A 9886-nucleotide genomic window follows, 5' to 3' on the forward strand; every position below is an offset into this window, starting at 1 on the left:
CACCGCAGGAGACCCTCGCATGACAGATACCGCGCACGGCCTGCACGCCGACACAGAGCGCTGGCCCGCCAGCCTGTTCGCCGTCGCCCTGGCCTTCTCGATCTTCCAGGTCGCCACCGCGGCCTTCCCGCTGATTTCCACCCAGGTCCAGCGTTCCATACACGTGGGCTTCCTGCTGCTGGTGGTGTACCTGTGCTACCCCGCCCGCGGCTACGAGCGTCCCTGGCAGCCACTGGCCTGGCTGCTGGGCCTGGCGGGCATGGCCACGGCGGCCTACCAGTGGATCTTCGAGGCCGACCTGATCCAGCGCTCCGGCGAACTGACCCACGGCGACATGCTCATCGGCCTGGTGCTGATCGTGCTGGTGTTCGAGGCCGCGCGGCGCGTCATGGGAATCGCCCTGCCGATCATCTGCGCCCTGTTCCTCGCCTATGGGCTGTTCGGCCAGTACCTGCCGGGTGACCTGGCGCATCGGGGCTACGGCGTCGACCAACTGGTCAACCAGCTGTCGTTCGGCACCGAGGGGCTGTACGGCACGCCTACCTACGTCTCGGCCACCTACATCTACCTGTTCATCCTGTTCGGCGCGTTCCTCGAACAGGCCGGGATGATCCGCCTGTTCACCGACTTCGCCATGGGCCTGTTCGGCCACCGCAGCGGCGGTCCGGCCAAGGTTTCGGTGTTCTCCTCGGCGCTGATGGGCACCATCACCGGCTCCGGGGTGGCGAATGTGGTCACCACCGGGCAGTTCACCATCCCGCTGATGAAGCGCTTCGGCTATTCGCCGGCCTTCGCCGGGGGTGTCGAGGCCACCTCCAGCATGGGCAGCCAGATCATGCCGCCGGTGATGGGCGCTGTGGCCTTCATCATGGCCGAGACCATCAACGTGCCCTACGCCGAGGTGGCCAAGGCGGCGCTGATCCCGGCGCTGCTCTACTTCGGTTCGGTGTACTGGATGGTCCACCTGGAGGCGCGGCGCAGCCAGTTGCACGGCCTGCCGCGCGAGCAATGCCCCAGCGCCTGGGGCGCGCTGCGCCAGCGCTGGTTCCTGCTGATCCCGCTGCTGGTGCTGATCGCCCTGCTGTTCTCCGGGCGCACCCCGTTGTACTCGGGCATGGTCGGCCTGGCCCTGACGGCAATCGTGATTCTCGGCTCGGCAATCATCCTGCGCGCCAGCAACACCTGGCTGCGCGTCGCCTTCTGGGTGGCGCTGGGGGTGCTCTGCTCAGGCTTTTTCCGCCTGGGCATCGGCGTGATCCTGCTGGTCATCGCCGCCCTGGCGCTGGCCTGCTTCTTCATCCGGGGCGGCCGCGCCACCCTGCGCGCCTGCGTCATGGCCCTGGCCGAGGGCGCGCGCCACGCGGTGCCGGTGGGCATCGCCTGCACCCTGGTCGGGGTGATCATCGGCGTCATCTCGCTGACCGGCATCGCCACCACCTTCGCCGGCTACATCCTCGACCTGGGTCGCGACAACCTGTTCCTCTCGCTGGTGCTGACCATGCTCACCTGCCTGGTGCTGGGCATGGGCATCCCGACCATCCCCAACTACATCATCACCAGCTCCATCGCAGCGCCAGCCCTGCTGGAGCTGGGCGTGCCGCTGATCGTCTCGCACATGTTCGTGTTCTATTTCGGCATCCTCGCCGACCTCACCCCGCCGGTGGCCCTGGCCTGCTTCGCCGCCGCGCCCATCGCCCAGGAGAAAGGCCTGAAGATCAGCTTCTGGGCGGTACGCATCGCCCTGGCCGGTTTCGTCGTACCCTTCATGGCGGTGTATGACCCGGCGCTGATGATGCAGGGCGACAACTGGCTTGCCACCCTCTACATGCTGGTCAAGGCGATCTTCGCGGTGGCGCTCTGGGGCATGGCCTCCACCGGTCACTTCAGCGGGCCCATGCCCTGGTGGGAACGCGCTCTGGCGTTCGCCGCCGGGCTGCTGTTGATCCTCGCCGTGCCGATCAGCGACGAGGCGGGCTTCGTCCTCGGCGCGGCACTGGTCGGCTGGCACCTGTGGCGCCATCGCGCGGCATCCGGGCAGCCAGCATGACCGGGTTGTGCCTGGGGCTGGCCGGAGTCGTCTGGGCCAGCCTGCCGCTGCAGCACTTCACCCTCGCCTGGCAGCACAGCATCGAGAAGATCCGCTGGGAGGAGGATTACCAGGTGACGCCCGCCGGGCTGGTACTGGGCGAGGCGCGGGTACGCGGCACCGGCGCCGGCATGGAGATACCCGATGACGCCGTATTGCACGACGGTGCCTGGCACTACCGGCGCCAGTTGCCGCCACTGCAACCGCTGCACGCCGGGCGCACGCCCGAGGCCGGCGACTACCAGTTGTGCACCGAACACGGCTGCCAGGCGCTGGCGCACTGGCTGGGGCCTCCGACGACGGCGACCCCGGCCGTGGATTTCTGGGCGTGCGATCCGGGCGCCGGTGAACGCACCACTCCTCGGTCATAGCAAAAGACTGCCACCCGCCGGGAGTGGACACGAAGCCCGGCACGGGAAATCAATTCATGCCCAGCCAGTTGGGCAGGACGAGGGATATCCAGGGCACGTAGGTAACCAGGACGAGGAAGGCCAGCAGGATCATCAGCCAGGGCATGGCCGCACGGATAGTCGCCGTCAGCGGCATGCCGGTCACCGCGGAGGTGACGAACAGGTTAAGCCCCACCGGCGGGGTCACCAGCCCGATCTCCAGGTTGACCACCATGATGATGCCGAGATGGATGGGATCGATGCCCAGTTTCGTGGCGATGGGGAAGAGGATCGGCGCCAGGATCAGGATGATCGCCGAGGGCTCCATGAAGGCCCCGGCGATCAGCAGCACAATATTCACCACCAGCAGGAAGGTCACAGGGGTCAGGCCGGCGTCGATCACCCAGGCGGTGATCTGTTGTGGCAGCTGTTCGGTGGTCAGCACATGGGCGAAGAGCATGGCGTTGGCGATGATGAACATCAGCATGATCGACAGCTTGCCGGACTCCAGCAGCACCTTGGGCACTTCGCTGAACTTCATGTCCCGGTAGACGAACAGGGCGATGAAGGCCGAGTACACCGCCGCCACCGCGGCAGCCTCGGTGGGGGTGAACATGCCTGAGTAGATGCCCCCGAGAATGATCAGCATCAGCAGCAAACCCCAGATGGCCTTGCGCCCGGCGGTAAGCCATTCGCCGAAGGTGGCCCGGGGCAGAGAGGGCAGGTTCTTTTTCACCGCGATCACGTAGATCGCCACCATCAACACCATGCCCAGCATGATCCCTGGCACTACACCCGCCATGAACAGTTTGCCTACCGAGGTTTCAGTTGCGGCCGCATAGACGACCATCACGATGGACGGCGGGATCAGGATGCCCAGGGTGCCGGCGTTGCAGACGATCCCTGCGCCGAAAGCCTGCGGGTAACCGGAGCGCACCATGCCGGCGATGGCAATGGAGCCGACGGCGGCAACCGTGGCCGGGCTGGAGCCGGACAGCGCGGCGAAGAGCATGCAGGCCAGCACGGCGGCGATCGCCAGTCCACCACGGATGTGGCCGACGCAGGCGTTGGCAAAGTCGATCAGGCGCCGCGCCACGCCGCCGGTTGTCATGAAAGCGCCCGCCAGCAGGAAGAACGGGATCGCCAGCAAGGTGTAGTGCTCGGAGGTCTCGAACAGCTTGATCGCCAGGGAACGCACCGAGTCCGGGCTGAACAGGATGATGGTCATCGAACCGGCCAGACCAAGGGAGATGGCGATAGGTACACCGATGAACATCAGCAGGAACAGCAGGAAGAAAAGGAACAGGACTGTCATTTCCCCTCCTCCTTGTGCGGACCGTCATCCTGCTCGGTGAGTTTCAGCACCTCGGCAGCTTCATCCGCGAGGCCCAGGCCGGTCTGCCGGCCCTTGAGGATGCGCCAGAGGATCTCGACGAAGCGGATGAACATCAGGCTGAAGCCCAGCGGCAGGATCAGGCCGATATGCCACTGCTGCACACCGAAGTGACCGAGGTCTTCGGCGCCGATGGCGGCAGTGAAGAGGGTCTGCATCCATTCGAAGCTCGCCACCGCTATGAGGCCGGCGTAGCCCAGGCTACAAAGACAGGCGACCACCCCGATGATCCGCTGGATGTGACGCGGAGCCAGCTTGACCAGCGCGTCGACGCCGATGTGTCCGGCGGTACGCACGCCATAGGCCAGGCCGAAGAAGATCAGCCAGGCAAACAGCGCCTTGGTCAGAGCGTTGCTCCAGGTCATGGCCTGAGCCATCGCAAGGATCGCATCGCCAATGGCAAACAGCGTGTCGCTAGCGGCCTCCCAGCGATCGGCCAGGTTGTAGAACAGGGTGTAGAGGTTGTTGAGGACAACGTAGACGAAGGTCACCAGCGTCATGGCCGCCAGGAGGAAGGCGATGAAGCCTTCCTCGAAGTGGTCCCAGACGCGCCACAAGGCGTTCATGGATGGCATCTCCCGATGGCAGAAACGTCGTGGGGTCGAGGGGGCGAAAACCTCCCCCTCGAACGAGCGTCTTACTGGGCCTGGTTGGCGGCTTCGGCAGCCTTGATCAGGTCGGGGCCGATCTCGGCTTCGAACTTCTTCCACACCGGCTTCATAGCTTCACGCCACTCATTGCGCTGCTCGGGGGTCAGCTCGATGATCTCGCTGGTCTTGGCTTCGATGATGCGCTGCTTGTCACCCTGGTTCAGGGCCTCGGCCTGCTTGTTCACCTCATTGGTCACTTCCTGGATGATTTTCTCCAGTTCGGTCCGTACGTCAGGCGGCAGCCCATTCCAGAACTTGGTGTTGGTGATCAGCATGTAGTCGAGCACGCCATGATTGGACTCGGTGATGTACTTCTGCACCTCGTGCATTTTTTGCGAATAGATGTTCGACCAAGGGTTCTCGGCACCGTTGACCACGCCGGTCTGCAGGCCCTGGTAAACCTCCGCGAAGCTCATCTTGCGCGGGTTGGCGCGTACGGCCTTGAACTGTTCCTCAAGCACGGCGGAGGCTTGCACGCGGAATTTCAAGCCACGGGCATCCTTGGGCTCGCGCAGGGGCTTGTTCGCCGATAGCTGTTTCATGCCGTTGTGCCAGTAACCCAGGCCGGTGATGTTCTTGCTCTCCATTGACTTGAGCAGGGACTGGCCTTCCGGGCTGTGCTGGAAGCGGTCCACCGCCTGGATGTCGTTGAACAGGAACGGCAAATCGAACAATTGCAGTTGCTTGGTGTACTGCTCGAACTTGGCCAGGGACGGGGCGATCAGTTGTACGTCACCGAGCAGCAGAGCTTCCATTTCCTTGCCATCGCCGAAGAGCGAGGAGTTGGGGTAGACCTCGACCTTTACCTTTCCGGGCAGGCGTTCTTCGACGAGTTTCTTGAACAGCAGTGCGCCTTGTCCCTTGGGGGTATGTTCGGCCACTACGTGCGAGAACTTGATCACGATGGGATCGGCGGCATGGGCCAGGCCGGCAGCTCCCAGCGCGAGAGCACAGGCGAGCGCTTTCAGGACAGCGTTGAACATGGGTGAATCCTCTTGTTGTTCTTGGTCAAACTCAGGCAAGCGAGGCTTGGCCCGAGCGAGGCAACAAGACGAAGTCTAGGTGGCAACTGCGAATTGGGGGATTGGATTGTGAATCTTCTATCTCTTCGGCTCGAAGCTGCGACGCTCGCCGGATGCTCCCTGGCGCGCGACGGAGATACCGCCGTGCGCCGTGGGATACAGGGCCCTCACCTGGAGCTGGGAGTGACCAGCTCTGTCTCCGTGCTGTCGAGGACGAACACGGCCATCAGTCGCGCGGGTTTGGTATCGCTGGCGTTGGCGCTTACGGCGTGGAATGCGCCAGGCGCCTCATACCAGTATTCCTCGACCTTGCAGGTCCACTCTGGCGAGCCATTGACGCTGCTGCGCACTTCCCCCTCCAGCACCGTTGCGTAGATGAAGGCTGACTTCGGATGCCGATGGGAAGGTGACGCCGCGCCCGGCGCATAGTCGACGATCACGCCTCGCATGCTCTTGCCAGGCACGTTCGGCAAGGGCTGATCGAAAACCACGGAGATCTTGCTGACCGGCCGCTCATCGGCCGACACAGAGGTGATGGACAGGGCCGGGATAGTGGCGGCGAAGACTATTGCACGGAACCGCGAAGCTGCATAACGGCACCCGTGAGGCGGTGGAGAACGCGCTATCCCTGTTCTACAAAGCCATCGAGCTGGACGAAGAGTTCGCGTCGGCCTATGGCATGGCCGCCTTGTGCCATTTCTGGCGCAAACTCAATGGCTGGATGACCGATCCCCCCGGAGAAATCGCCAAGGGCACGCGATTGGCGAGATTGGCGGTGGAACTCGGCCGGGACGACGCCGTCGCCCTGACTCGAAGTGGGCATGCGCTCGCCCACCTGACCGGCTTGCCGAGGGGTTGCGGCTGGCCGGTTTGCCGGAATGACAAGAGCCGTGCCATGTCCGGTCGCCCTCCCGCTTGACACTTCCTTCCCCGCTCGGCTACCACTGCATCGGCCAATTCCGCAGCGAGCCTCCGATGAAGAAAATCAGCAGCGACGACCTGCGCTGCGGGGCCTGGAAGAGCGTCTCGATCTGCGCCTGTTCAACCGCATCACTCGCAGCGTGGCGCTAACCGAAGCCGGCGAGCGACTGCGCGAGCGCATCCAGCCGGCATTCCGCGATATCGACGACACGCTGGATGACCTCAACAGCTTTCGCGGCAAGCCTGTAGGCACCCTGCGCATCAATGCGGCCGGCCGACGGTACAGATGGTCCTGCTACCGCTGCTCGGGCGCTTCCTGGCGGCCTACCCGGACATCCGCGTCGAGGTGGTGGCCGACAATGCGCTGGTGAATGGAGTGTCCAGCGGCTTCGATGCGGGCTTGCGCTTCGGCGAGCCCCTGGAAGCGGACATGGTCGCAGTGCCCATCGGCCCGCATCTGCGCTCGGCGGAGGTGGCGGCGCCGGAGTTCTTCGAACCCCACCCGAAGCCGCGACATCCCCAGTACCTGCGCGACCTGCCGTGCATTCGCCTGCGCTTACCCAGCGGCACGTACTACCGCTGGGAGTTCGAACGGAGTGGGATCAAGCTCGAAACGGAGGTGGACGGTCCGCTGACGCTCGACGACATGGGCCTTACCGCCGAAGCGGCGGTGAGAGGTTGCGGGCTCGCCTACGTGTTCGAGGATCTGGTTCGTCCCGCCCTGAAGGATGGACGGCTGCAACGCGTACTGGAAGGTAGATGAGAAAAATTCAGCAATCACCTCGCTGCCGGGCTCCGCGCAGGCGCAAAAGAGGCCTTCGCGGAGATCGTTTCTCAGGCTCGCACCGTTCCCTGCTGGCGAATCCACGCCCTGGCGTGCAATGCGTCAGGCCATCGTCGGAGCCGGGGCCGGAGCCCGATACCAGTGCACGCCATCGGAGTCGGCCTCCACCACCGCCCGGCCACGTCGCAGCAGATAGTTGAGATTGGCCAGGCATTCGCCGGTAGCCAGCGACAGCAGGTCCGGCCCGATGGCGCGGGCGAACAGCGCGCCGAACAGGTCGACGGCACGTTTGGGTCCCTGCTGCAGACGCCCTTCGAGACGCGAGAGCGCACGCAATTGGCTGTCGGCCATGCGCTGCAGGCGCGCATGCAGGCCACGGAAAGGTTCGCCGTGGGCCGGCAGCACCAGAACATCGTCCGGCACCAGCCGCTGGAAACGCTCCAGCGACTGCAGCCAGTCCCCCAGGGGATCGGCCAGCGGCTCGGTGGGAAACACCGAGACGTTCGACGAAATACGCGGCAGCACCTGGTCACCGGAAATCAGCAGGCCCTGTTCCGGGTTGTAGAAACAGGCGTGCTCGGGCGAATGTCCGGTGCCTACCAGCACCTGCCAGTCCTGCCCGCCGATCCGTATCCACTCGCCATCCTGCACACGCCGGTAGCTCTGCGGCATCGGCGAGATCATCCGGCCGAAACCGCCAAAGCGCTCCCGGTAACGCTCGAGCGCCTCATGTTCCCAACCGGCCGCGCGATAGAAACTGACTCCCTCCTCCGGCGCTTCGCGGCCAGTGTCGGCAGCCAGCATCCGGCAATTGAGGTATTCCGTCTGGGTCATCCAGAGATCGCTGCCGAACTCGCGCTGCAGCCAACCGGCCATGCCCACGTGGTCGGGGTGCATGTGGGTGACGAACAGCCGCCCGGGTGGTACACCCTCGAGGACGCCGCCCGCCCCCACCAACTGGCGCCAGGCGACCTCGGTTTCAGCCTCGTGCATGCCGCTGTCGAATGCCGCCCAGCCCCTACCATCGCGGACCAGCCAGAGGTTGATATGGTCCAGCGCCAATGGCAGCGGCATGCGCAGCCAGAACACCCCCGGCGCTACTTCGCGCGCACTGCCGGGTGCGGGCGGCTCACCGCAGGGATACACCAGGGGTTCAGTTGTACCGCTCATCCGTTCTCCTTATCGTTCAAGTCCAGCACTGGACTGGCCGGTCTGCCGCCCACTCGCGCAGCACGGCCTCGGCATGTGCACTGCGGCCGGCGGGGCGGAAAGCGCGGCGCCGGGTTGGCCCGCAGGATACCCTGTTCACGGCTGAATACGCTGCGCACCCGCAGGCGCGGGTGCGCCACCTCGTCCAGATTCAGCACCGGGGCGACGCGGGTGAGACATCCACCGTCCAGGTAAAAATCAGCCATCGACTGCAACCAATGGGGTCGATGGCTACCCGTGAGCATGGTTCGCCCTGGATAATCGAAACCTGCTCCGTGGCGGGCTCCGGCCGAATCATTCGTTCGCACAAGACAGCTCCCCTTCAGCAATTATCCTAAAGGGCACCTCTAAAACACACATCAGAGCTGATCCAGGCAGTGATGAGTACAACCCCTGGCACCCGGGTGCCGGGTGACGTGCTCGACTCGAGCGCGTGGGCTGGCTATGCGCTTGTTCCGTGCCTCGCCCCGCTCACTGATGGGTTTGCCGGCCTGCCCCTTGCGCTGGATATGCGATCAACTTGAGCCAGCGCTTCCGAGGCCAGTCGTGACAGCCGCGATCTACCCAGAAATCGCGGCTGCCGTTGTTCCGGTCAAGCAACTGAAACTCCATCTGCCTATCGGACAGGTTGTCGTTGCTTTGCTGGATCCTGACCCGCGCAATGCGGGTGCAGGCATTGCGATACTTCGCGCGGCAGGAATCGACGTTAGTGTCGGTTTGCTAGAGAAAGAAGCCAGGGAAGACCTGGCCCCCTATCTGTACGATGGAAGCGACTCCAACGACTGCTGTTCTTGTAACTGAGTGGCGCTTGTTCAGCATACCAACTGATCATCCGCCGGCGCGCCGAGTATGATGTGGTTCCCGAACCTCAGCGAGCCCCGTCCGTGAGCAACACCCTCCCCTTCGGCACAGGCGATGCCTCCTTCCAGGCCGCTGGCGGCATCGACGGCCTGCGCCACCTGGTCGACGACTTCTACCGGCTGATGGACGAACTGCCGGATGCCGCCGACCTGCGCCGCATACACCCGGAAAACCTGGAACAGTCTCGCGACAAACTGGCCTGCTTCCTCAGCGGCTGGCTGGGCGGCCCAAGGCTGTTCAGTGAAAAATACGGTTCCATCTCCATCCCGTCCTTCCACGCCCAATGGCCGATCGACGAAGCCCTAGGCGCCGCCTGGCTGGGCTGCATGGAGCGCGCCATTGCCCTGCAACCCTTCTCGCTGGAGTTTGCCGAATACCTGCTGACGCAACTGCGCGTGCCGGCGCACCGGGTGGTACAGGCGAGCCGGGCTCGGCACGGCTGAACCACCCCCGCCGCCTGCCCGGCCTTTACCTATCCAAGGTTCCTTCTGGCCGATATCTGCCCGCCGCGACCGGCAGCAATCGGCCGATTCTGTTGAAAAAGTAGCTGCCACCCGATGCCGCCGGCAGA

9 protein-coding genes and 2 pseudogenes are annotated in these 9886 nt (G+C 64.4%); 6 read left to right on the forward strand and 5 right to left on the reverse strand.

All coding sequences use genetic code 11. The annotated features are described in order from the left end of the window. Positions 1 to 19 precede the first annotated feature (19 nt). Both ACYCAX_RS01790 and ACYCAX_RS01795 read left to right on the forward strand, forming a co-directional pair. Positions 20 to 2047, forward strand: coding sequence for a TRAP transporter permease (locus tag ACYCAX_RS01790; RefSeq protein ID WP_015477654.1), 2028 nt, complete (start codon positions 20 to 22; stop codon positions 2045 to 2047). Further along, positions 2044 to 2457: a DUF1850 domain-containing protein gene (locus tag ACYCAX_RS01795; RefSeq protein ID WP_015477655.1), complete on the forward strand. Its 414-nt coding sequence runs from the start codon at positions 2044 to 2046 to the stop codon at positions 2455 to 2457. Before ACYCAX_RS01790 ends, ACYCAX_RS01795 begins: the two co-directional genes overlap by 4 nt. Positions 2458 to 2506: 49 nt before the next feature. Here ACYCAX_RS01795 and dctM read toward each other — a convergent pair whose 3' ends face one another. The 4 genes from dctM to ACYCAX_RS01815 form a co-directional block, all read right to left on the reverse strand. Beyond that, on the reverse strand, positions 2507 to 3790 hold the full coding sequence (gene dctM, locus ACYCAX_RS01800; RefSeq protein ID WP_460247310.1) for a C4-dicarboxylate TRAP transporter large permease protein DctM: 1284 nt from the start codon (positions 3788 to 3790) through the stop codon (positions 2507 to 2509). After that, positions 3787 to 4434 (reverse strand): TRAP transporter small permease, encoded by a 648-nt coding sequence (locus ACYCAX_RS01805; protein ID WP_015477657.1) that lies wholly within the window; start codon positions 4432 to 4434, stop codon positions 3787 to 3789. The genes dctM and ACYCAX_RS01805 overlap by 4 nt, the downstream gene beginning before the upstream one ends. Positions 4435 to 4505: 71 nt before the next feature. Beyond that, a complete protein-coding gene (gene dctP, locus ACYCAX_RS01810) occupies positions 4506 to 5501 on the reverse strand; it encodes a C4-dicarboxylate TRAP substrate-binding protein DctP (RefSeq protein WP_015477658.1) in 996 nt (331 codons plus the stop codon). 206 nt (positions 5502 to 5707) lie between these two features. After that, positions 5708 to 6109 carry a cupin domain-containing protein gene (locus ACYCAX_RS01815; protein ID WP_460247316.1) on the reverse strand — a complete coding sequence of 134 codons (402 nt, stop codon included), beginning with the start codon at positions 6107 to 6109 and terminating at the stop codon, positions 5708 to 5710. Between ACYCAX_RS01815 and ACYCAX_RS01820 the strand changes: the two are divergent. Next, a pseudogene (locus ACYCAX_RS01820) lies at positions 6109 to 6384 on the forward strand (CadC-family transcriptional regulator); the annotation flags it as partial. The gene ACYCAX_RS01815 and the pseudogene ACYCAX_RS01820 sit on opposite strands and share 1 nt — an antisense overlap. A gap of 157 nt (positions 6385 to 6541) precedes the next feature. Then, positions 6542 to 7215 (forward strand): annotated as a pseudogene (locus ACYCAX_RS01825) (LysR family transcriptional regulator); the annotation flags it as partial. Positions 7216 to 7347: 132 nt separating this feature from the next. On the opposite strand, the gene ACYCAX_RS01830 reads toward ACYCAX_RS01825, so the two are convergent. Beyond that, the gene (locus ACYCAX_RS01830; RefSeq protein WP_460247311.1) at positions 7348 to 8415 is read right to left on the reverse strand and encodes an MBL fold metallo-hydrolase; all 1068 of its coding nucleotides are present in this window, start codon (positions 8413 to 8415) and stop codon (positions 7348 to 7350) included. A gap of 585 nt (positions 8416 to 9000) precedes the next feature. Between ACYCAX_RS01830 and ACYCAX_RS01835 the strand changes: the two genes are divergently transcribed. Together ACYCAX_RS01835 and ACYCAX_RS01840 are read left to right on the forward strand one after the other, a co-directional pair. Beyond that, entirely contained in the window at positions 9001 to 9255 is a 255-nt protein-coding gene (locus tag ACYCAX_RS01835; protein WP_294971741.1) for a hypothetical protein, read from the forward strand. An 83-nt stretch (positions 9256 to 9338) separates the two neighbouring features. After that, positions 9339 to 9758 (forward strand): group II truncated hemoglobin, encoded by a 420-nt coding sequence (locus ACYCAX_RS01840; RefSeq protein ID WP_015477664.1) that lies wholly within the window; start codon positions 9339 to 9341, stop codon positions 9756 to 9758. The last annotated feature ends 128 nt before the right edge of the window (positions 9759 to 9886 follow it).

It is taken from the genome of Pseudomonas sp. MT3 (assembly GCF_054720805.1).